The sequence below is a fragment of the Microbacterium sp. NPDC008134 genome (assembly GCF_042957055.1).
In the GTDB taxonomy this organism is placed as follows: domain Bacteria; phylum Actinomycetota; class Actinomycetes; order Actinomycetales; family Microbacteriaceae; genus Microbacterium.
Map to the genome: position 1 here is coordinate 40042 of NZ_JBIBHO010000004.1, position 22409 is coordinate 62450.

The window sequence follows — 22409 nt, forward strand, 5'->3', positions numbered from 1 at the left end:
GGATGTTCCACCCGCTCCCCGGCCCGTCAGGCACACCCGAAAGGACACCGGCCATGGCCACCCCCACGCTCGAGGCGCCGCAGACGGCGCCCCCTGCCTCGCCGCCGAGGCGACGCCGCGACAGCGGCGCGATCTCGCGCTTCATCGAGCGCAACGGCGCCTACCTCTTCCTCTTCCCGGCGATCGCGTACCTGGCGATCTTCACGGTCTTCCCGCTGATCCGCGGCGTGCTGCTGTCGTTCACCGCGACGAAGCTCGTCAACCCCGCGGGCGGTCGGCCGGTCGGCCTCGAGAACTACGAGTACCTGCTCTCGAGCGACAAGTTCTGGTCGTCGGTCGCCACCACCTTGCTCTACACGCTCTTCACCGTCGTGTTCTCGGTCGCGATCGGCACCGCCGGCGCCCTGCTGCTGAACACCGCATTCAAGGGGCGCGGCATCATCCGCGCCATCGCGACGATCCCATGGGCCGTGCCGACGGTCGCCGCCGCCCTCATCTTCGTGTGGATCTACAACAACGAGCAGGGCATCCTGAACCGCACGACCAGCGCGCTGGGTCTCGGGCAGCACGGCTGGCTGGTCGATCCGCAGTACGGGCTCTTCGCCGTCACGCTCGCCACGGTCTGGAAGCTCACCCCGCTCGTCATGCTCGTGATGCTGAGCGCACTGCAGAGCGTGCCGCACGAGTTGCGCGAGGCGACCTGGGTCGACGGGGCGACGCGCTTCCAGTCGTTCCGCGCCGTAACTCTCCCGCACATCATGCCGACCGTCCGAGTCATCACGCTGCTCATGACGATCTGGTCGATCCGGCGATTCGAGATCATCTTCCTCATCACCGGCGGCGGACCGCTCGATGTCACCAACACGCTCGTGGTGAACGTCTACCGCACCGCCTTCCAGGACCAGAACCTCGGGCGGGCCGCCGCGATCGGCGCCCTCGGCCTCGTGCTGTCGCTGTTGGTCACGGTCGTGTACTTCGTCGTCGAGCAGATCCAGGAACGTCAGGAGAGCCAGCGATGACCACCGTGCGCATTCCCACCGACCTCCCGCGCCGTCGGGGCGTCACCGCCAAGTTCGGCAGCCTCGGCAAGGCCGCGCTCATCACGCTGCTCGTCGTGTTCGCCGGCTTCCCCGTGTACTGGATGCTGTCGACCTCGCTCGGAACAGAGGCATCCCTCTACGGCGGATCCCAGCCGCTCGTTCCCGAGGTGCAGAACATCGGGCAGTGGGGCGGGTTCCTCGCCGACATCCCGATCTTCCGCTGGCTCGGCAACTCGTTCGTGATCGCCGCGGGCACCACGATCCTCAGTCTCGTGCTGGCGACCATGGCCGCCTACGCGCTCAGCCGCTACAAGTTCCACGGTCGCGGCGTCGCCGGGTTCATCTTCTTCAGCACCCAGATGCTGCCCGAAGCGCTCATCATCGTGCCGCTGTACGCGATCTTCGCCGGGGCTGGGCTGCTCAACAGCCACTGGGGCCTGGTGCTCGCCGACACCGCGTTCGTGATGCCGGTCGCCATGTTCATCATCAAGAGCGGCATCGACAAGATCCCCTACGAGATCGAAGAGTCGGCGCGCATCGACGGATGCTCCCGCCTGCGCATCCTGACCACGATCGTGCTGCCGCTGATCATGCCGAGCATCGCAGCCGCGTCGGTCATCGCGTTCTTCGACGGCTGGAACGAGTTCATGTTCGCGAACACGTTCATCTCGTCGAGCGATCTGTGGCCGGCATCCGTGGGGCTGTCGTCGTTCCTCGGCCAGTTCTACACACCGATGAACGTCGTGATGTTCTGCGCGCTGCTGTTCGCCCTGCCCGCCATCATCTTCTTCCTGTGGGCGCAGCGCGGCATCGTGTCGGGCCTGACCGCCGGATCCGTCAAGGGCTGAGCGCCCTGCAACCTGGAGTATCGAAAGACATGTCTGAAGGAATCGATCCGCTGTTCTCGGTGCGCGACAAGGTGGTGGTCGTCACCGGCGGCTTCGGCCAGATCGGCGCGGAGTTCGTGCGCGAACTGCACGGGCGCGGTGCGCGCGTGGCCGTGACCTCCCGTCGCGAGATCGCCGATCCGTCGGCAGAGCTCGGCATCGCCGACCCCGAGGGGCGTCTGCTCGCCGTCGCGATGGACATCACCGATCAGCAGAGCGTGGATGCCGGATTCGACCGGGTCGTGGAGACCTGGGGAGTGCCGACCGTCGTCGTCAACAACGCCGGACTCGACACCCAGCCCAGCGCGCCGCCGGAGGTCTCGGGCCCGTTCGAGAAGTTCCCCGCCGAGGTGTTCCGCGAGGTCGTCGACACGAATCTCGTCGGCACGTTCCTCGTCACCCAGGCCGCCGGACGTCGGATGCGCGATGCCGGACTCGGCGGATCGATCGTCAACGTCGGGTCGATCTACGGCATGGTCTCGCCGGTGCAGGACATCTACGCCTACAAAGAGGAGCAGACCGGCATCCCGTTCATCAAGCCGGTCGCCTACTCGGCCGCGAAGTCGGGGCTCTACAACCTCACCCGCTACTGCGCGACGTACTGGGGTCGTGCCGGCATCCGCGTCAACACCCTCACGCCCTCGGGCGTGCGGCGCGATACGCAGGACGCGACGTTCCAGGCGAACTACACCGCGCGCATGCCGATCGGTCGCATGGCTGAGGCGAACGAGTTCAACGGCGCCCTGGTGTTCCTGGCGTCGGATGCCTCGACCTACATGACCGGATCGAACGTGGTCGTCGACGGAGGGTGGACCGCATGGTGAACGACCTGCTGGGAACGCGGCTCTTCATGGCGGCCGTCACCCCGATGCGCGCCGACGAGAGCGTCGACCACGACGCGCTCGCCGCGATGCTCGACGGTGACATCCGCCGCGGCGTCGAGGGCGTGTACGTGTGCGGATCATCGGGCGAGGGCGTCCTGCTGTCGGAGGCCGAGCGCATCGCCGTGGCCGAGACCGCCGTCGCTGCCGCCGTCGGGCGCGTGCCGGTCGTCTCGCACGTCGGTGCGATGTCGACGGGGGAGGCGGTGCGCATCGCGGCCGCCGCGAAGGATGCCGGGGTCGGTGCGATCTCGATGATCCCGCCGCTCTACTACGGTTACTCGACGGCTGATGTCGTGCGGCACTTCCGCACCGTGATCGACGCCGTGGACCTGCCATTCGTGCTCTACAACATCCCGCAGTTCACCGGCCGCGACATCTCGGAGGGCGGCTTCGACGAGCTGCTGGCACTGCCGCAGGTCATCGGCGTGAAGCACACCTCGCGCAACCTCTACGGCGCCGAGCGCATCCTGCACCGGTACCCGCAGCAGACCCTCATCAACGGGTTCGACGAGTTCTACCTGCCCGCGCTGTCGATCGGGGCGCGCGGGGCGATCGGCACCACCGTCGCGCTGCAGATCGACCTGTTCCTGTCGCTGCGACGCCGGTTCGAGGCGAGCGATCTCGCGGGGGCCCGCGCGGTGCAGGTGCGCATCAACGACACGGTCGAGGCGATGGTCGAGGTCGGCGTCTTCGGTGCCGCGAAGTATCTCGGGGGCAAAGCATCCGATCTGTCGCTCGGCGACTGCCGCTCGCCCCTGCCCGCGCTCGCCGACGAGGATCGCACGCGTCTCGACGCCGTCCACGCGCGCCTGCAGCAGCACATCGCGACCACCGCCGAGGAGGATTCGTTCGACCGGCGATAGGGTGAAGCATCCGGGCAGCAGAGGGCGGAACATGACCACGATCTACGACGTCGCTTCGCGCGCCGGAGTGTCACCGGCGACCGTCTCGCGGGTGTTCAACGGCACGAAGGTCTCGCCCGAGAAGGTCGATGCGGTGCGCGCCGCCGCCGCCGAGCTGAACTTCACGCCCAACCGCGCCGCCCGCACGCTGCGCCGCCAGAGTGCCGAGGTGATCGCGCTCGTCATCCCCGACATCGAGAACCCCTACTTCACCGAGATGGCGCGCGGTGTCGAGGACGTCGCGAGCGAGGCCGGCTACTCGGTCGTGCTGTGCAACTCCGACTCGCAGCTCGAGAAGGAGGCGACGTACCTGCAGATCGCCGTCGCCGAGCACATGGCGGGCGTCATCATCGCGACGGCGTCGCCGGCGACTTCGCTCGACAGCATCCTGTCGACGGGCCGTCCTGTCGTCGCGGTCGACCGTGCGACCCGCTACGATCTCGACGGCGTCGTGATGGCCAACCGGGAAGCGGCGATCGCGGCGACCGAGTCGCTGATCGCCGCCGGGTACCGCCGTATCGCCTACATCGGCGGTCCGGAAGACATCGACACCGCCGCCGACCGCGCGGCCGGGTGGCGGCAGGCGCTGACGGATGTCGGGCGCGAAGCCGACATCGCGGCTCTGCAGAGGTTCGCGACGTTCCGGGTCGACGGGGCGCGCGCGGCGATGGAGGAGCTGCTGGCTCTGCCCGAGCCGCCGGATGCCGTCGTCGCCGGCAACAACCTCATCGGCGTCGGCGCGATCCAGGTGCTCACCGAGCGCGGTCTCACGCCTCCCGCCTTCGGTGTCTCGGTGGTCGGTTCGCTGCCGTTCACGACGCTGTCGCCGACGGCCGTGAGTCTCGTGCGCCTGCCCGCGCGGCACATGGGGGTGACGGCCGCGCGGATGTTGCTCGAGCGCATCGCGGGCGATGCTCAGCCCGCCCGCACCGTGGTGCTGCGCGGCGAGACCCAGCACGCGCCCCCCCCCCGGACGGCGCCCCTCCGGCGGGCGGCGCCCCCACAGACCCCGGTTCCTGAGCGAGCGAAGCGAGACGAAGGGCCGCCCCGTGATGCTTCGACAGGCTCAGCAACCCAGGGCCGGGTGACGCGATCTGACTACGCAACCACGATTCCTGCTTGCGATCTGAAATCGATTTCAGATACGCTGAACCCAGCGTGATCAAGGAGGACCACATGCGCTGCACCCTCGGGGTCGACGTCGGCACATCGAGCACCAAGGGCGTGCTCGCCAGCGAAGACGGCACGATCCTCGCCACCGCCACCCGCGCCCACGACGTCTCGCGTCCCCGCATCGGGTGGGTCGAGATGGATGCCGCGATCTGGTGGACCGAGTTCGCCGAGATCGCCCGCGAACTCCTCGCCGCGCAGCCCGACGTCGAGGTCACCGCCGTCGGCGTGAGCGGCATGGGCCCGTGCATCCTGCTCGCCGACGAGAACGATGAGCCCGTGCGCCCGGCGATCCTCTACGGCGTCGACACCCGCGCGACCGCGCAGATCGAGCGCATCACCGCCGACCTCGGCATCGACGAGATCACCCGCGTCGGCGGGTCGGTGCTCACCTCACAGGCCGGCGGCCCGAAGATCGCCTGGATCGCCGAGGAAGAACCGGATGCCTGGGCGCGCGCCCGCCGCCTCTTCATGCCGGCGTCGTGGCTCGCCCGCAAGCTCACCGGTGCGTACGTGCTCGACCACCAGTCGGCCAGCCAGGTGTCGCCGCTCTACGACATCGAGAACGAGCGTTGGCACGCACCCTTCTGGGGTCGCTACGCGACCGCGATCGTGCAGCCGCGCCTCGCCTGGGCGGGCGATATCGCCGGAACGGTGACGGCGCAGGCATCCGAGATCACCGGCATCCCGGCCGGCACTCCCGTCATCACCGGCACCATCGACGCCTGGACCGAGGCGGTCAGCGTCGGCGCGCACGAGGTCGGCGACCTCATGCTCATGTACGGCACGACGATGTTCCTGGTGGCGACGGGCGAAGACACCCTCCGCACCCCGTCGATGTGGACCACGGCCGGGGCCTTCCCCGGCACCCGCAACCTCGCCGGCGGGCTGTCGACCTCGGGCGCGCTGACCGCGTGGCTCAAGGACCTGACGGATGCCGACTACCCGCAGCTCCTCGCCGAGGCCGAGGCATCCGGGGCCGGTGCCCGCGGCCTGCTCGTGCTGCCGTACTTCGCGGGGGAGCGCACCCCGATCCAGGATCCCGACGCCCGCGGCGTGATCGCCGGACTCACCCTCGAGCACACGCGCGGCGACCTCTATCGCGCGGCCCTCGAGGCGACGGCGCTCGGCGTGCGGCACAACGTCGAGACGATGCGCGCGGCGGGTGCCGACATCCGCCGCATCGTCGCGGTCGGCGGTGGCACACAGGGGCGGCTTTGGCTCCAGGTCGTCTCCGACGTCACCGGCCTCGTGCAGGAGGTTCCGGCGACCACGATCGGCGCGAGCTACGGCGCGGCCTTCCTCGCCGCGGTGGCCACCGCCGACGAGGCTCCGCTCATCACCGACTGGAACCCGGTGACCGAGACCATCGCTCCGAACGCCGATCTGCGCGGGACCTACGACACTCTCTTCGACCGGTACGTGCGCCTGTACGCCGGAACCGAAGACGTCGTCCACGAACTCGCCGCCGAGCAGCGCGGCGCCACCCACTGAAGACCCCACACCTCGGAGGAACCATGACATACACCCTGCCGACCCCGGCATCCCGCCCGGCATCCGCCCCGAAGACCGCGTACCTGATCGCCTCCGGCGACCTGCGCGAGGCCGCCAACACGGGCGGCTGGCCCGTGCAGGTCGAGCTCGAAGCGGGCGTCACCGGCGTCTTCAACGACCTCGGCTGGACCGTGATCCGCGCCAACGAGGTCGACCCCGCCACCGGCCATGGCTTCATCTCGAGCCAGCGCATGGGTCTCGAGGTGTTCAAGAACATCCCGACGGATGCTCCGCTCATCGTCGCCGAGGCCGTCTGGCAGTACTCGCACCACGTGCTCGCCGGGCTCCGCACGCACCAGGGCCCGATCCTCACGGTCGCGAACTTCGCGGGCGACTGGCCCGGCCTCGTCGGCCTGCTCGGCCTCAACGCCGGACTCACCAAGATGGACAAGCCCTACGCCTCGATCTGGTCGGTCGACTTCACCGACGAGTGGTTCAAGGCGGGCATCAAGGAGTGGACCGAGACCGGTGCCATCACCCACGACGCCTCGCACGTGCGCCCGCTGCCCGAGCTGCCCGACAGCCCCGAGAAGCAGCTCGGCGAGGCGCTCGCCGCCGAACTGCTCGCCGAGAAGGCCATCATCGGCGTCTTCGACGAGGGCTGCATGGGCATGTACAACGCCATCTTCGACGACGAACTGCTCAACCAGACCGGCATCTACAAGGAGCGCCTCTCGCAGTCGGCCCTCTACGCCGAGATGCTCGAGGTCACCGAAGATGAGGCGAACGGCGCTTACGACTGGCTCATCGACGCGGGCATGACCTTCGTCTACGGTGAGGATGCCGCCACCGAGCTCACCCGCGAGCAGGTGCAGTGGCAGCTCAAGATGTACATCGCCGCGCTCCGCATCGCCGACGACTTCGGCCTCGACGCGGTCGGCATCCAGTACCAGCAGGGGCTGAAGGATCTGGTGCCGGCATCCGACCTGGCCGAAGGCATCCTGAACTCCACCGAGCGCCCGCCGGTCACCTCGCGCGACGGCTCGCGCGTGCTGCACGAGGGCCGCGCGTTCCCGCACTTCAACGAGGCCGACGAGGGCGTCGCGGTCGACGCGCTCGTGACCGACCGGGTGTGGCGCGCGATGGGCCTCGTGCCCGACAACACCCTGCACGACGTGCGCTGGGGTGAGGACTACGACGGCCAGTTCGTGTGGGTGTACGAGATCTCGGGCTCGGTGCCCGCCTCGCACCTCGGCGGATGGCAGAACGCCGAAGGGTGGCGTCAGGGTCACGTGTTCTTCCCTGCGGGCGGCGCCACGATCAACGGCGTCTCGAAGCCGGGCGAGCTCGTGCTGTCGCGCGTGTTCATCGCCGATGGCATCCTGCAGGCCGACATCTTCCGGGCATCCGTCGTCGAGCTGCCCGCGGAAGAGACCCAGCGCCGCAAGGACGCCACCAACCCCGAGTGGCCGATCGCCCACGTCGTGCTGCACGGCGTCTCGCGCGACCAGTTCATGGCCCGCCACAAGGCCAACCACGCCCAGACGGTCTACGCGCCCGACGCCGAGACCGCCGACAAGGCGCTCATCGCCAAGGCGGCGATGTTCGCGGGCATGGGCATCAAGGTCAACCTCGTCGGCGACGTCGCGGTCTGAGAACCCCGGAGGGGGCGAGGGGCGGATGCTTCGGCATCCGCCCCTCTGCTGTGCCGCCCTGCGACGCTTCGACAGGCTCAGCGACCCAGGGCTGGTCTCGCCAACTGGGCGCCTGAGCCGCAACTGGGTCCCTGAGCCGCGACTGGGTCCCTGAGCCTGTCGAAGGGCCCCGCCCCGTGACGCTCAGACCTCGGTATTGCGCGACACGTACGCCGTGCGCTCGACCACCGGGCGCACCAGTTCGCTGATGCCGCGCCGTTCCAGAAGCGCCGCGTCGTCGGCATCCGTCGACGTCACGAATGCCGGGTCGACGCCGGACTCGCACGCATCCACCCACGCCTGGAAGATCGAGCCGCCGGGGCTCATCGCCCCGCGGCTGATCGGCGTCTCGTTCTCGTCGACCTCGACCACGATGCCGAGCGTGCGCGGCGGCGCGGGGCGACGCTCGCGCAGCTCGGGGATGAGCTCGGCGAAGCGGCGCCCGATCGGCTTCGCCGCCCCGCTCTGGTCGACGAGCCCGAGCGTGTACTCCAGGTCGGGGAAGTCGGCGAGCTCGCGGCTGACATCGTGCGAGCACCACCACGTCACACCCCACAGGTCGTCGGTGCGCGCCACCGAGCGCAGCGTCGCCTCGAGGAAGTCGGGCGTCTGGTCGGGGGTGAGGCAGTTCGACGGCGCCCCGACCTCCTGCAGCCAGATCGGCTTGTGCGGATCGGTCGCGAACCCGCGCGCGAGCTCGATCATGTACTCCGCATGACGATCGGATGCGGTCGACCGCCCGCCGTACTTCTGCGCGGTGCCGTTGAAGATCCACGAGTGCACGGTGGTCATCGCCCCGAGCCGTGAGGCCAGCGCGGGGGTGAAGCCGTGGCCGTCCATGTACCAGGCGGCGTCGTACTCGCTGTGCACGTGCTGCTGCGCGGGAGCGGATGCTTCGGCCGCATCGAGCAGCGTCGTGATCCAGTTCGCGGCTTCGGCCTCGGTGACCGGCCAGGGGGAGGGGTGCGTCTGCGCCGAGAACTGGTTCGTCTCGTTGCCGAGCGTGAAGCCGAGGAAGTTGCGGGCATCCGTCAGCCGCTCGCCCAGGCGCGTGACCAGTTCGGCCTGCGCGCTGAGGGCCTCGGGGTGCGTGAACATGTTCTTGTCGTGCCAGGTGAACAGCCATGACGGAATGAAGTCGAAGCTCGACAGGTGCCCCTGGATCACGTCGACGCTCGCATCGAGCCCGAACTCGGCGGCGACGTCGACCACCGCGCGCACGTCGTCGACGGCCTCTTCGCGGATCAGCGTGCGGTTGGGCTGCAGCACCGTCCACAGCGGGAAGATGCGCAGGTGGTCGAGGCCGAGGTCGGCGAGGGCCGCGAAGTCGCGGCGCACCTCGTCGAGGTCGAGCGACATCCACGCGTGCATCCACTTCGATCGCGGCGTGTAGTTGGCGCCGAAGCGCAGGGGGCTGTTCTGGGCGACACTGTCCATCCGTCCAGCCTAGCCACGCGGCATCCGTCGGCTGCGGCCGGCCTGATGGCTTTCGAATCGCTCACTTTGCCGTTTCCGGGCCGCCGAAACTGCAAAGTGAGCGATTCGAGAGCCCGGAGGGGCTACCGGGCCCCGGAGAACGCCCGGTAGTCGGCGTGGGAGACCTCGGCGTAGGCGCGGGCCCAGTCGAGGATCGCCTCGCCGACCACGCGCCCACCCCCCATGTACCCGGCGACCTCGGTGGCGGTGACGCACTGACTGTGGGCGCGGGCGATCACGGCCGCGCAGGCCTGGGCGTAGGTGACGAACGGGCCGTCGTCGAGCTCCTCGACCTCGACCCCGCCCTTCATGTCGTGGAATTGCCGCACGTAGTAGTCGGCCGCGGGCCCGCGCAGGTGACCGAGGAACGGATCTGACACCGCCTGCAGGATCCGCTGCATCGCGACCACCCGTGCGCCCTCGCCATGCTCGGCGATGACGCGCTGGAGCCCGGCGGGCTGCTCGACCCGGCCGTACTCCACGAGCACGCTCTGCGATGCCTGCTTCGGCTGCATGAGCAGAGTGCCGCCCGTGCCGTCCTGGAACAGCACCAGATAGCAGCGCGTGCCGACGCTCCCGACCCCGACCACGCGACGCGCGACGTCGCTGACGCCGTAGTGCTCGAACAGCAGGGTGACGTCGGCGCTTGCGTTGCGGCGGTACTGCAGCACCAGCTCGTGCACGACCGCGTGCACCTCGGGGCCGACGGGGCTGGTCGTGGGCTCCTGGTGCACGAAGCGGCGGCGTCCGTCGGCATCCGCCTCGGTCAAACGGCGTACGGCGCGCTCGCCGGTGCGGCGCTCGGCCTGCCGCACCGACCGGCGGATCGCCTTGCGCGCGGCCGGGTCGAGCAGCCCGCGCGAGGACTCCACGTCGAAGTGCGTGAAGTAGCGGGCGGTCGGCGTGAGCTGCGTCGCCCGTCGGATGCCGCGGACGTACGACGCGACGGCCGCGCGCACCGCCTCGTCGATGACCTCATCGCTGCGTCCCGTGGCGCGCCCACCGACGACGATGCTCGCCGCGAGCCGCTTGACGTCCCACTCCCAGGGCGCCCAGGCCGCCTCGTCGAAGTCGTTGAGGTCGAACATCAGGCTGCGCTCGGCCGAGGCGTAGAACCCGAAGTTCGACACGTGCGCGTCGCCGCAGGATGCGACGAGGATGCCGGAGTGCGGGGCATCCGCGAGGTCGGCCGCCATCAGCGCCGCCGTACCGCGGTAGAACGCGAAGGGGCTCGCGGCCATGCGCTCGGCGCGCAACGGCACCAGCTCGGGGATGCGGTCATGGTTCTGCCGGTCGAGGATGCCGAGCGGATCGCGCGGCGTCACGGCGAGGGCCGCGAGAGCGCGGCGCGGGGTGCGCTTGCGGGAGGCGGCGCCCCGTTCGCGCAGCGCGTCGCGCGTGATCGGGGGCGTCCAATCCGGGTTCATGGGGTCATTGTGGCAGTCCGGCGGGCGTCAGTGGGAGGGTTTCGAATCGCCTACTTTTCGGTGCCCGGGCCGGCAGAACTGCAAAGTGAGCGATTCGAAAGTGGGGAGCCGGGTGGGAGACTTGAGGGGTGATCCGCCCAGCCGACCTCCGAGGGACGGATGCCGTCGCCATCGGGCGCCTCGTCGAGGACTACCTCCTTCAGACCGAGAGCGAGAAGGTCGCGCACGGTGCGGCGCCGGCATCCGACGCCCTGCCCGAGTCGTACCGCCGCGAGGTCGACGACCCGGCGGATGCCTACGCCGACTGCGCCGTGTGCGTCGCCGAGCTCGACGGCGAGGTCGTCGGGGTCGTGGTGTTGCGACCGGATGCCGCGGGCATCGAGATCAAGCGCCTCTGGGCATCGCCCGAGGTGCGGGGTCGGGGCGTGGGCTCGGGGCTGCTCGACGCGGCGATCGCGACAGGCGTCGGCGACGTGCGCCTGTCGGTCTGGGACTGGCGGGTCGACGTCATCCGTCTGTACGAATCTCGCGGTTTCGTGCAGGTGCCGTCGTGGGACGATCGCCCGGCGCTGGTCTGCATGCGCCTCGGGCGCTGAGCGGGGCGGTGGAGGCGCGTCTGCGGTGCGAGCGCGCGTCTGCGCGTCAGGCCGGCGGCAACCGCAGAACGCCGGGCGTCTCGCCGCCGGTGAGGTCGTCGGCGATGCGGATGCTGCGCGCCAGATCGTCGAGTGCACCGTCGAGGGTGCCGAAGCGCTCGCGCTCGCTGCAGATCGCGGTGAGGGTGACGAGGTGCGTGCCCGTGTCCCACGTGTAGGTCGTGAACGGCGGGGCGCTCGGCGACGGCGGCATCGCGACGACGAGCTTCTCACCCGCGCCGAGGGCCGTGCGGAACGACACCGTGTCGTCAAACTCCATCGGCATCGACGCCCGCGCGATGCGCACCTCGGGGGTGAGTTCCTGGGTGGTGGCCATCGCGACGACCAGCTCGGGGTCGGCCTTCCACGTCCACACCAGCACGCGTCCGTCGGCGCGCTTCATGAGCATCGGGGCGGCCTGACTCATCATCCACGCGCCGAGGCGCGACCCCGGTCGCTCGGTCGCGCCGAGCGCCGCGTTCGCCTGGCCGAGCAGCATCCGGATGGCCGCCTTGCGGTGGCGCCGGCCTTTCCAGCCCAGGGAGTCGGTCACGGGGATCCACAGCGAGGGGTCGGCATCCGCAGTCAGGCGCATGCCTCCACGGTAGAGCGTCAAGCCGTGAGGATGCCGGTGGGCCGCGAAGGCTCGCCCAGGGGCCTCGGGTAGAGTTGCCAGCGCCCTCACGGGCACCGCCCTCCGGGGCACTCCTGGCCGCGAACCGTAAGGCAGCATGTCTGTTTCTCCCTCCGACTCGACCAGCGCACCCGACACCGGGGAGCGACCGCTGCGCATCCTGATCGGCGCCGACACGTTCGCGCCCGACATCAACGGCGCCGCCCGCTTCGCCGAGCGTCTGGCCGCGGGCCTCGTGCAGCGCGGTCACGACGTGCACGTGTCGGCTCCCAACCAGGCCTACCGCCGTTCGCGCCCGCACACCGAGATCATCGAGGGCGAGCGCATGACGCTGCACCGGTTGCCGTCGGTGCGCTGGGCGCCGCACGACTGGCTGCGCTTCGTATGGCCGTGGCGGTCGAAGCACTACGCCCGCACCGTGCTCGACCGGGTCAACCCCGACGTCGTGCACATCCAGTCGCACATCGTGATCGGCCGCGGCCTCGCGCGCATCGCGCGCCAGCGCGGTATCCCGGTGATCGCCACGAACCACGTCATGGCCGAGAACATCCTCGAGCACACGACGATGCCGGATGCCGTCAACCGCTTCATCACGAAGCACGCCTGGGCCGACGCCAAGCGCACCTTCGACCTGACGCGCGCGGTCACCACGCCTACGCGCCGTGCCGCCGACTTCCTCGAGAGCACGGTTGCGGTGCAGAACGTGATCCCGGTGAGCTGCGGAATCGACCGTAGCCAGTACACCCCGGTGATGGGCGCGCGCGAGAAGAACCGCATCGTCTTCGTCGGGCGCCTGACGGCCGAGAAGCAGGTCGAGGTCATCCTGCAGGCGATGACGAAGCTCGACCCCGCGCTCGACACCACGTTCGACATCGTCGGCGGTGGCGACCAGCGCAAGCAGCTCGAGACCCTCGCGAACCAGCTGGGCCTGGGTGACCGGGTCACCTTCCACGGCCGCACGACGGATGCGGAATTGCGCGCGATCCTGTCGCGGGCGAGCCTGTTCGTGATCGCGTCGATCGCCGAGCTGCAGTCGATCGCGACGATGGAGGCCATGGCCTCGGCGCTGCCGATCGTCGCCGCGGATGCCGTCGCGCTCCCGCACCTCGTGCACGACGGTGAGAACGGCTACCTGTTCGAGCCGGGCAACGTCGACGAACTCGCGGCCCGCCTGACGGACGTGCTGACCGCGGAGCCCGCCGAGTTCGAGCGGATGCAGCAGGCGTCGCTCGACGGCGTGATCATTCACGACATCAACCGCACCCTCGACACCTTCGAGGCACTGTACCGCGACGCCCCGCTGCCCGAGTGACGCGTATGCACGTCGTGTTCTTCGGCGACCAGCACCTCGACTCGCTCGGTGGGGCGCAGGTCTCGATGCGACTGCAGCGGGAGTTCCTCGAGCGCGCCGGGCACACCGTCACCGTGGTCGCGCCGCGCATGCGCGGGTCGCGCGCTGCGGGAGAGACGGATGCCGCGTACCTCGACCTGCCTTCGATGCCGATCACACTCGACCGCGAGTACTCGATGACGTGGCCGGGTCGGGCGACCGACCGCTTCCTCGACCGCGCGATGACCACGCGCCCGCCCGTCGATCTCGTGCACGTGCAGGCCGACTTCTGGGGGGCGTTCATCGGCCACCGGTATGCCCAGCGCCACGGAATCCCGGTCGTGCACACGATGCACAATCGGGTCGACGTCGGCATCGCCGCCGTCACGCCCCTGCATCGCCCGGTGCTCGCGGCGCTGAACCTGTGGCGCCGCGCGGCGCTGCGCCGCGTCGGCGCGCAGGTCGGCGGGAGCGACGGCTGGGCGTTCCTGCGCGGACTCGCGGCCGGAGCATCCGCCGTCACCGCCCCCTCGACGCACTTCGCCCGCCGACTCGAGCAGCACGACGTCTTCGGCCGGGTCGACGTGATCTGGAACGGCATCGACGACGACGTGCGCGCTTCGGTGCTCGCCGGGGCCCCGGCCGAGCGCGCGCCGGGTCGCCCGCGGTTCGTGTGGCTCGGGCGCATGAGCCCCGAGAAGCGGTTGCTGCCGTTCCTCGAGGCGTGGAACGCGGCGGGTATCGACGCCGACCTCGAGATCATCGGGGGCGGCGGTCAGCGCGCGGCGGCCGAGAAGCTCGTCGCCGGACGCTCGGGCGTGCACTTCGCCGGGCGGCTCACCTACCCGCAGACGCTGGCCCGCATCGCCGCGGCCGACGCGCTCGTGCAGACCTCGATCGGCTTCGAGACGCAGGGCATGACCCCGTTCGAGGCCGCGACGCTCGGCACGCCCTCGATCATCAGCGACCCCGATATCGCCGCGGAGCTCGGCGGCGGCTTCTGGGCAGTGGATGCTTCTTCGACGGGCTCAGGGACCCAGGGGCTCGAAGCCGCACGCGTCGCGGCGCTCGCCGAGACGCTACGAGTCGCGGCATCCGACATCGCCGCCGGAGCGGCGCCCACCCCGCTGCCCGCGGTGGCCGAGGCGTTCCGGCAGTCGTCGCGCACCGCCGCGATGATCGAGGTCTACGAACGCGTGCTCGCCGAGGGGTGAGTCTTCGCCGCGCGTGCCCTTACAGGAACGCGTAGAACAGCGACGAGATCCAGCCGAGGACGATGCCCAGCAGCTGCACACCGCCCACGCCGATCGCGATGCCCGCGAACACCTGCCCGCCGGGGCGTCGCACGGCGATGAGACCGAGCACGAGGGCGGCGGCACTGGCGAGGAACGAGACGATGCCGAACAGCAGCGTGAAGACGCCGTATCCGCCGTCGCCGTACGTCGAGTAGTAGCCGATCGATGAGAGCAGGAACGGCTGGATCAGGACCTGCAGAGCGCCGATCGCGGCGACGGCGAGGGCGATGATGAAGGCGACGCGCGCGAGCGTGTTGGTCGACCCGGCGGGGCGGGTCGTTGCGGGAGCCGCGCCGTATGCGGGCTGCTGCTGGGTGGACGCGTAGGGGGCAGCGCCCGGGTGCGCGTACGCGCTTTGCTGCGGTGTCTGCTGGCCATAGGGCTGCGGCTGCGGCTGGGCCTGAGGCTGGCCGTATGCCGGCGCCTGCTGCGGTGCCTGCTGACCGTAGGGCGGCTGCGGGGTTCCGTACGGCGGCGCGACCGGGTACTGCGGGTTCGCGGGGAGAGCGGATGCCGCGGGCGGAGCGCTGGCGAACTGCTGCTGCTGCGGCGGCTGGGGCGGGTTCGTGGAGTTCCCGTTCGGGGCCGTCGGCGGAACAGGGGGCAGCTGCGGGTCGCTCATGCGTCCGAGCGTAGTCGTCTGAGGCGCCGGGTGGGGTGAACGGTTGGAGATGCAGTGCGCGCGGGGTGGGCTCTTCGACAGGCTCAGGGACCCAGTGGGTGGGCGGTGCGCGGGGTGGGCCCTTCGACAGGCTCAGGGACCCAGTGGGTGGGCGGTTCGAGGAACTGGGCCCTTCGACAGGCTCAGGGGCCAGTCGGTGGGCGGCGCGAGGAACTGGGCCCTTCGGCAGGCTCAGGGCCCCGGTGGGTGGGAGGTGGAACGAACTGGGTCGCTGAGCCTGTCGAAGCGTCCCCGCCCGAGAGGCATCCGGCGTCAGCGGTAGGCGTGGCCGGACTCGGCTCGGTGCAGGGGTTCGCGCTCCGCGACGCGGCTCCAGTCGGTGGGGGTGGCGCGGTATCCGTCACGGCGAAGTTCGACGACCGTGGCGACGAGGGCCCAGATGGCCAGGGCGGCGAGGAGGATGAGGAGTACCATGGCAGAAACGCTACGGTCGACGCCGATCCGCCACGAGTGGCAGGATGGACGCATATCGTATGAAAACTGCCAATCGGGAGCGCGCATGAAGACAGTGGCCTGCATCGTCCAGGACGGATTCGCCCCGTTCGAGTTCGGCCTCGCCTGCGAGGCCTTCGGGCTCGACCGGTCGAACGACGGCGTCCCGAACTTCGACTTCCGTGTCATCGCGCCGCATCCCGGCGTCGTCGCCTCCAAGCTCGGCTTCTCGATCAACGTCGAGCACGACCTCTCCTTCGCCTACGAGGCCGATCTCGTCGTGTTCTGCCCCGTTCCGCGCGAGTACTGGGATCGCATCGACCCGCTGCTCCTCGACGTCGCGCGTCACGCGGTCGCGCGGGGGGCCTGGGTGCTCACGATCTGCAGCGCCTCGTTCATCCTCGGCGCGGCGGGCGTGCTCGACGGGCGTCGCGCCACCACGCACTGGATGTACTCGGAGATCATGGCGTCGATGTACCCCGAGGTCGAGATCGACCCCGACGTGCTCTTCGTGCAGGACGGCCGGATCATCACGAGCGCCGGCACGGCCGCGGGCATCGACGCGTGCCTGCACCTGCTGCGGCAGGAGCTCGGCGCTGAGCTCACCAACCGCATCGCCCGCCGCATGGTCGTGCCGCCCCAGCGCGACGGCGGGCAGGCGCAGTTCATCGACCGTCCGATCCCGGTCGTGCCGAGCGACTCGCTCGCCGCGGTCGCCGACTGGGCCGTGGAACACCTGCGTGACGACCTCGGAGTCGATCAGCTCGCCGCCCGCGCTCTCATGTCGCCGCGCACCTTCGCGCGCCGGTTCAAGGCCGAGTACGGGGCGACGCCCGCGGCCTGGCTCGCGCGCCAGCGCATCATCCATGCACAGCGGATGCTGGAACGCACCGACTTCCCGCTCGACCGGGTCGCCGATGAGTGCGGGTTCGGGTCGGCGGCTGTATTGCGTCAGAACTTCGCGCGCGTGCTCGGGCTGACCCCCACTGCCTACCGTGCCCGCTTCTCCTGCGCCGATGACGAGATGCCCGCGGCGTAAGTGTCTCGGGGTGGGGCCCTTCGACAGGCTCAGGGACCCAGTGTCGCGGGCGCGAGGCTCTCTTCGGGAGGAGATCTCGCGTTCGGCAGGAGGCATCCGCTGTTCTGGTCCTGCGGAGGGTGTGTTCTCCTGCAGGGCGTGCGTCCGGACCTGGGTCGCTGAGCCTGTCGAAGCGTCCCCGCAGGGAGCGTGCGTCGCCCCGCGTCAGAGGGCGCGCGTCGTGGAGCGCTCGACGAGCGAGCAGGGCAGCAGCACGTGCGCGGCATCCTGGTCGGGGGTCGCGAGGCGCGAGAGCAGCAGTTCGACCGCGCCGTGCGCCATGTCGAGGATCGGCTGGCGCACCGTCGTGAGATCGAACGCCTGCCACGAAGACATCGCCACATCGTCGAACCCGAGGATCGAGACCGCGTCCGGCACGGCGACGCCGAGCTCTTTCGCCGCGTTGAGCGCACCGAAGGCGACGAGGTCGTTGTGGCAGAACAGTGCGGTGGGCGGCTCAGGCAGCCGTAGCAGTCGGGTCGTGGCGTCGAAGGCGCGGGTGTAGTCGAGGTCGGCGACCTCGAGCAGGCTCTCGTCGAAGGCGACCCCGGCGGCCTCGAACTCGAGCAGGAATCCGCGGTGACGGTCGTTGACGGATGCTGCGCCCAAAGGTCCGGAGATCACACCGATGCGCCGGTGGCCGAGGCCGAGCAGGTGCCGGGCTGCGATGCGTCCGCCCTCGAAGTTGTCGGGCGAGATCGAGTCGGCCGCGGGGGCGGCGCCGGGGCCCATGGTCACCGAGGGGACGCCGAGTGAGACGATGCGCCCCTCGTCGTCGGGGGAGAGCAACGTGGTGGTGAGGATGACGCCGTCGACGTTCGTCTCCCAGAGCGTGCGCGCGAGGTCTTCGGTGGTGTCGGCGCGACCCGAGAGGATGAGTGTGCGGTAGCCGGCGTGATTGAGCTCGCTGCTGATGGTGTGCAGCAGTTCGGCGTAGTAGCTGTTGCGCGGATCGCCGAGCACGACGCCGATCGTCTGGGTGCGGCTGGTGACGAGGCTGCGGGCGCTGAGGTTGGGCCGGTAGCCGAGCTTCTCGATCGCCGCCTCGACTTTCGCGCGGATGTCGTCGGACACTCCTTCGCGCCCGTTGACGATGCGCGAGACCGTCGTCTGCGAGACTCCGGCCGCCTTGGCGACATCGATGCTCGTGACACCGCGGGACTTCGGCGGCATGGGATCTCCTCTGGGGCGACGACGGCAGGTTTCCCCATCGTAGACGGACGCTTGACAACCTCGGATGAATACGTAACCATTCTGGAGGAAGCAACCCGATGTGGCAATGGAGACACGATGCAGATTCTGGGATCCGAACGATGAACGGTCCGCTCGACGGCGTGGTGATCGCCGACTTCTCGCAGCTCCTGCAGGGGCCCTTCGCGACACAGGCCATGGCCGATCTGGGGGCCCGCGTCATCAAGATCGAGCCGCTCGGCGGTGACTGGACCCGCTCGTACGCGATGCTCAACGCGTACCCCGGCGGCGAGTCGGTCAGCTACCTGGCCTTCAACCGCAACAAGGAGTCGATCGCGATCGACCTCAAGTCGGAGGAGGGGCTCGCGCTCGCGCGCAGCATCATCCTCCAGGCCGACGTCGTGGTCGAGAACTTCCGCCCCGGTGTCATGGACCGCCTCGGCATCGGCTACGAGGCCTCGAAGGCCGACAACCCCGGGCTCGTCTACGTGGCCTCGTCGGGCTTCGGCGTCGACGGCCCCTACGCGAAGCGCCCCGGTCAGGACCTCCTGGCGCAGTCCGTCGCCGGACTCCCGCACCTGCAGGGGGATGCCGACGATCCGCCCGTGCCCGTGGGCGTCAGCGCCGCCGACGTCTCGGCCAGCCTGCACATCATCTACGGCACCCTCGCCGCCCTGGTCGAGCGGGCACGCACCGGTCTCGGCCAGCGCGTCGACGTGTCGCTGCTCAACAGCATCATCGCCTTCCAGACACAGGAGTTCGTGGCCGCGATGGCCGCACCGACCCCGCCGCAGCGCCCCGAGAACGGGGCGGGCAACGCCTTCACCGGCGCCCCGTACGGCATCTATCGCACGCGCGACGGATGGATCGCGATCGCCATGACCCCGCTGAAGCTCATCGCCGAGGTGCTCGGCATCCCCGAGCTGGCGCACGAGGAATCGAAGAACGTCATGGACGGGCGGGATGCCGTCAAGCCGCTCATCGATGCGAAGACCGCCGAGTGGGAGCGCGATGCCCTGCTCGACGAGCTCCTGCGACACGACGTGTGGTGCGCCCCGGTCAACGACTTCGTCGACGTGCCGAACGACCCGCAGGTCGTGCACAACCGCATGTTCCGCACGGTCGAGCACCCACTCGCGGGCGAGGTCACGCTCGTCGCGCCGCCCATCCGGTTCTCGAACCAGCAGACCGAGCGCTTCGACGCTCCGCCGCTGCTCGGCGCCGACAGCCGCCGCATCGCCGAGGAGTTCGGCGGGATGGATGCTGCGACCGCCGACTCCCTCATCGAGAAGGGGGTGCTCCGTGGCTGAGCAGAACGACAGCGCCGGCTCGGCATCCGCCCCGAACCCGTCGGATGCCGTCGTGCGCACCGACGTCGTCGGGCGCACACTCGTCGTCACGATCGACCGACCCGAGGTGCGAAACGCGGTCGACCTGCGTGTGGCGCGCGCCCTGGCGGATGCCTTCACCCGCGCCGAGGACGACCCCGAGATCTGGACCGTCGTGCTGACGGGCGCGGGCGACCGCGCCTTCAGCGCCGGCGCCGACCTCAAGGCCGTGTTCCGCGGCGAGGTCGTGCACGACCCCGAGCGGCCGGAGCGCGGTTTCGCGGGACTCGTGAAGCACGACATCTCAAAGCCCGTGATCGCGGCGGTCAACGGCCTGGCGGTCGGCGGCGGCTTCGAGATGGTGCTGCACTGTGACCTGGCGGTGGCCGTCGCATCGGCGGTCTTCGGGTTCCCCGAGCCGCGCGTGGGCAAGATGGCCGCGGCCGGCGGAGCGTTCCGGATCGGCGGGCAGATCCCGCCCAAGCTCGCCGCCGAGCTGCTGTTCACGGGAACGCCGATCAGCGCCGCCCGTGCCGCCGAGCTCGGCCTCGTGAACCGCGTCGTGCCCGACGGCGAGGCGCTCACCGCGGCCCTCGCTCTCGCCGACGAGATCAACCGCAACTCGCCGCTGTCGGTGCGCGCGAGCAAACGCGTGCTGCTCGGGATCGATCCGGGTGTGCAGCGCGACGGCGACGACTGGGCGCGCATCGCCGCGGCCGATGACGAACTGCTCCGTTCGGCGGATGCCGAGGAGGGGGTGCGCGCCTTCGTCGAGAAGCGCGAGCCCCGCTGGACCGGGAAGTAGGAGAGACATGACCATTCAGACCGAGCGCCCCGCAGAGACGCGGACGCGCGAGCAGATCGCGGCGAGCATCCGCCGTACCGTCCTGCTCGAAGCCGAGATCGCCGGCAGCGGGCACTACGGGCCCAGCCTGTCGTGCGCCGACCTGCTCGTGGGGCTGTACTACGGGTTCCTGCGCATCGATCCGGCGCGACCCGATCTCGTAGATCGCGACCGCCTCGTGCTCAGCAAGGGGCACGCGTGCTCGGCGCTGTACGCCGTACTCGGTGACCTCGGCTTCTTCCCGCTCGACGAGCTGCGCACGTACACGCGCCTCGGCACCGCCTTCGGTGACCACCCCGACATGAAGAAGGTCGCGGGCCTCGACTTCTCGTCGGGCGCGCTCGGGCACGGCCTCTCGGTCGCGTTGGGTATGGCGCTGCACGCCCGCGTCCGCGGCGACGAGTCCCGCACCGTCGCGATCATCGGCGACGGTGAGCTCAACGAGGGGCAGATCTGGGAGGCCGCCGGCTTCGCGGGCGCCAATCGGGTCTCGAACCTGCTCGCGATCGTCGACGTCAACACCGTCTGCGTCGACGGAACCACGCGCGAGGTACTCGACTACGAGCCGATCGGCGACAAGTGGGCCGCATTCGGATGGGCGGTCGAGCGCATCGACGGCCACGACCTCGACGCTATCGACGCGGCGCTCGCGCGCTTCGAGCAGCGTCGCGCCGAGGGCGGTCAGCCCACCGTCATCGTCGCCGACACCGTCGCGGGCAAGGGTGTTCCGCCCATCGAGGGCATGGCCGAATGGCACATCGGCTACCTCGGCGGGGCCGACCTCGCCACCGCCCTCGAGACCGTGGACGACGTGCACGCCCCCGCCCAGGAAGGAGCGAAGCGATGACCCTGCTCCGCCAGCCCACCGTTCTCACCGACCCGGTCTCGTTCGACCACGAGGGACGGAACGGCTATCCGACGCGTTCGATCGGCACGATCCTCGCCGACCTCGCCGATGAGGACTCCCGCATCATGGCCGGCAGCGCCGACCTCACCTGGTCGACGTTCATGGCCGACTTCGCCGAGCGGCATCCCGATCGCTTCCTGCAGGTCGGCATCGCCGAGCGCAACATGTTCGGCATCGCCGCCGGTCTCGCCTCCTGCGGTGCCGTGCCGTACATGTCGACGTTCTCGGCGTTCGCCGCCCTGCAGAGCCTCGACGTGATCCGCAATGACCACGCCTACACGAACCTCCCCGTGCGCACCATCGGTACCCACACCGGCATCTCGATGGGGTACTTCGGGTCGTCGCACCACGCGATCGAAGACATCGGAGCCCTGCGCTCGATCCCGAACCTCACCGTGCTCTCGCCCGCCGACCACGCCTCCACCGAGGCTCTCGTGCGCGCGACCGTCGACCTGCCCGGGCCGGTGTACTTCCGGCTCGGACGCGGCGCCGCAGGGCCCGACGTCTATGACGCCGGCACCGATGTCGTGTTCGGCGAGGCGAGCGTCGTGCGCGAGGGATCCGGCGTGCTCGTGATCGCGAGCGGCATCACGGTGCACCCGGCGCGCGACGCCGCCGACGCGCTCCGCTCCGAGGGCCGCGTGTCGCCCACCGTGGTCGATCTGCATACGATTCGGCCCTTCCCCGAGGAGCAGATCGCTCGGCTCGCCGAGTCGCACGACGTGGTCATGGTGGTCGAGGACCACATGGTCGACGGCGGCATCGGCACGAGCGTGCTGACCACGCTCTCGGAGTTCGGCATCGCGCGCCCGGTGTACCGCCACGGTCTGCGCGACTTCGCGATCTTCGGTCCGCCCACGCACCTCTACCGGTACTACGGTCTCGATGCCGACGGCATCCGCACCGTCGTCGAGCGCGCCGCCGCTCGCACGCCCGCCGATCCCCGCACGCCGCTGTGGACCGACGACGACCGCGGCCGCGCGCTCACCGCGCAGCAGGAGCAGGATGCCGCGCGCAAGCCGGAGGTCGTCTTTGGGTGAGGCGCCCGGCGCCCGCTCCGCTGAACTCGGTGCCGATTC

Annotated in this window: 21 protein-coding genes; 15 read left to right on the forward strand and 6 right to left on the reverse strand. The window is 70.1% G+C overall.

Annotated elements, in window-relative coordinates:
- The first annotated feature begins 53 nt into the window (after positions 1-53).
- The 7 genes from ACFY9N_RS15655 to ACFY9N_RS15685 are packed head-to-tail and all read left to right on the forward strand — an operon-like array spanning position 54 to position 8032.
- On the forward strand, positions 54-1019 hold the full coding sequence (locus ACFY9N_RS15655; protein WP_391479748.1) for a carbohydrate ABC transporter permease: 966 nt from the start codon (positions 54-56) through the stop codon (positions 1017-1019).
- On the forward strand, positions 1016-1888 hold the full coding sequence (locus ACFY9N_RS15660) for a carbohydrate ABC transporter permease (RefSeq protein ID WP_391479750.1): 873 nt from the start codon (positions 1016-1018) through the stop codon (positions 1886-1888). The genes ACFY9N_RS15655 and ACFY9N_RS15660 overlap by 4 nt, the downstream gene beginning before the upstream one ends.
- 29 nt (positions 1889-1917) lie before the next feature.
- The gene (locus ACFY9N_RS15665; protein WP_391479751.1) at positions 1918-2751 is read left to right on the forward strand and encodes an SDR family oxidoreductase; all 834 of its coding nucleotides are present in this window, start codon (positions 1918-1920) and stop codon (positions 2749-2751) included.
- Positions 2745-3674, forward strand: coding sequence for a dihydrodipicolinate synthase family protein (locus tag ACFY9N_RS15670; RefSeq protein ID WP_391479752.1), 930 nt, complete (start codon positions 2745-2747; stop codon positions 3672-3674). Before ACFY9N_RS15665 ends, ACFY9N_RS15670 begins: the two co-directional genes overlap by 7 nt.
- A gap of 31 nt (positions 3675-3705) precedes the next feature.
- On the forward strand, positions 3706-4875 hold the full coding sequence (locus ACFY9N_RS15675) for a LacI family DNA-binding transcriptional regulator (RefSeq protein ID WP_391479753.1): 1170 nt from the start codon (positions 3706-3708) through the stop codon (positions 4873-4875).
- Complete coding sequence (locus tag ACFY9N_RS15680) at positions 4872-6377, forward strand: FGGY-family carbohydrate kinase (RefSeq protein WP_391479755.1); 1506 nt, start codon at positions 4872-4874, stop codon at positions 6375-6377. Before ACFY9N_RS15675 ends, ACFY9N_RS15680 begins: the two co-directional genes overlap by 4 nt.
- 23 nt (positions 6378-6400) lie before the next feature.
- The gene (locus ACFY9N_RS15685) at positions 6401-8032 is read left to right on the forward strand and encodes a fucose isomerase (RefSeq protein WP_391479756.1); all 1632 of its coding nucleotides are present in this window, start codon (positions 6401-6403) and stop codon (positions 8030-8032) included.
- A gap of 183 nt (positions 8033-8215) precedes the next feature.
- On the opposite strand, the gene ACFY9N_RS15690 is transcribed toward ACFY9N_RS15685, so the two are convergent.
- A complete protein-coding gene (locus ACFY9N_RS15690; RefSeq protein WP_391479758.1) occupies positions 8216-9508 on the reverse strand; it encodes a glycosyl hydrolase in 1293 nt (430 codons plus the stop codon).
- A gap of 122 nt (positions 9509-9630) precedes the next feature.
- Entirely contained in the window at positions 9631-10974 is a 1344-nt protein-coding gene (locus ACFY9N_RS15695; protein WP_391479759.1) for a DUF2252 domain-containing protein, read from the reverse strand.
- Between the two features lie 128 nt (positions 10975-11102).
- Here ACFY9N_RS15695 and ACFY9N_RS15700 point away from each other — a divergent pair, with 128 nt between their 5' ends.
- On the forward strand, positions 11103-11570 hold the full coding sequence (locus tag ACFY9N_RS15700) for a GNAT family N-acetyltransferase (RefSeq protein WP_391479760.1): 468 nt from the start codon (positions 11103-11105) through the stop codon (positions 11568-11570).
- Between the two features lie 46 nt (positions 11571-11616).
- On the opposite strand, the gene ACFY9N_RS15705 is transcribed toward ACFY9N_RS15700, so the two are convergent.
- Positions 11617-12204 carry a hypothetical protein gene (locus ACFY9N_RS15705; RefSeq protein WP_391479761.1) on the reverse strand — a complete coding sequence of 196 codons (588 nt, stop codon included), beginning with the start codon at positions 12202-12204 and terminating at the stop codon, positions 11617-11619.
- 136 nt (positions 12205-12340) lie between these two features.
- On the opposite strand from ACFY9N_RS15705, the gene ACFY9N_RS15710 reads away from it, so the two are divergent.
- On the forward strand, positions 12341-13555 hold the full coding sequence (locus ACFY9N_RS15710) for a glycosyltransferase (protein WP_391479763.1): 1215 nt from the start codon (positions 12341-12343) through the stop codon (positions 13553-13555).
- A 5-nt stretch (positions 13556-13560) separates the two neighbouring features.
- Complete coding sequence (locus ACFY9N_RS15715) at positions 13561-14787, forward strand: glycosyltransferase (protein WP_391479998.1); 1227 nt, start codon at positions 13561-13563, stop codon at positions 14785-14787.
- 19 nt (positions 14788-14806) lie between these two features.
- On the opposite strand, the gene ACFY9N_RS15720 is transcribed toward ACFY9N_RS15715, so the two are convergent.
- Both ACFY9N_RS15720 and ACFY9N_RS15725 read right to left on the reverse strand, forming a co-directional pair.
- On the reverse strand, positions 14807-15490 hold the full coding sequence (locus ACFY9N_RS15720; RefSeq protein ID WP_391479764.1) for a hypothetical protein: 684 nt from the start codon (positions 15488-15490) through the stop codon (positions 14807-14809).
- 312 nt (positions 15491-15802) lie between these two features.
- A complete protein-coding gene (locus ACFY9N_RS15725) occupies positions 15803-15964 on the reverse strand; it encodes a hypothetical protein (protein WP_391479765.1) in 162 nt (53 codons plus the stop codon).
- An 85-nt stretch (positions 15965-16049) separates the two neighbouring features.
- Between ACFY9N_RS15725 and ACFY9N_RS15730 the strand changes: the two genes are divergently transcribed.
- Entirely contained in the window at positions 16050-17021 is a 972-nt protein-coding gene (locus tag ACFY9N_RS15730; RefSeq protein WP_391479766.1) for a GlxA family transcriptional regulator, read from the forward strand.
- Between the two features lie 204 nt (positions 17022-17225).
- On the opposite strand, the gene ACFY9N_RS15735 is transcribed toward ACFY9N_RS15730, so the two are convergent.
- Positions 17226-18233 (reverse strand): LacI family DNA-binding transcriptional regulator, encoded by a 1008-nt coding sequence (locus tag ACFY9N_RS15735; RefSeq protein WP_391479767.1) that lies wholly within the window; start codon positions 18231-18233, stop codon positions 17226-17228.
- Positions 18234-18373: 140 nt separating this feature from the next.
- On the opposite strand from ACFY9N_RS15735, the gene ACFY9N_RS15740 reads away from it, so the two are divergent.
- The 4 genes from ACFY9N_RS15740 to ACFY9N_RS15755 are packed head-to-tail and all read left to right on the forward strand — an operon-like array spanning position 18374 to position 22370.
- Positions 18374-19561: a CaiB/BaiF CoA transferase family protein gene (locus ACFY9N_RS15740; protein ID WP_391479769.1), complete on the forward strand. Its 1188-nt coding sequence runs from the start codon at positions 18374-18376 to the stop codon at positions 19559-19561.
- Entirely contained in the window at positions 19554-20384 is an 831-nt protein-coding gene (locus tag ACFY9N_RS15745) for an enoyl-CoA hydratase-related protein (RefSeq protein ID WP_391479770.1), read from the forward strand. The genes ACFY9N_RS15740 and ACFY9N_RS15745 overlap by 8 nt, the downstream gene beginning before the upstream one ends.
- Before the next feature lie 7 nt (positions 20385-20391).
- Positions 20392-21270: a transketolase gene (locus ACFY9N_RS15750; RefSeq protein ID WP_391479771.1), complete on the forward strand. Its 879-nt coding sequence runs from the start codon at positions 20392-20394 to the stop codon at positions 21268-21270.
- Positions 21267-22370: a transketolase family protein gene (locus ACFY9N_RS15755; RefSeq protein WP_391479772.1), complete on the forward strand. Its 1104-nt coding sequence runs from the start codon at positions 21267-21269 to the stop codon at positions 22368-22370. The genes ACFY9N_RS15750 and ACFY9N_RS15755 overlap by 4 nt, the downstream gene beginning before the upstream one ends.
- The last annotated feature ends 39 nt before the right edge of the window (positions 22371-22409 follow it).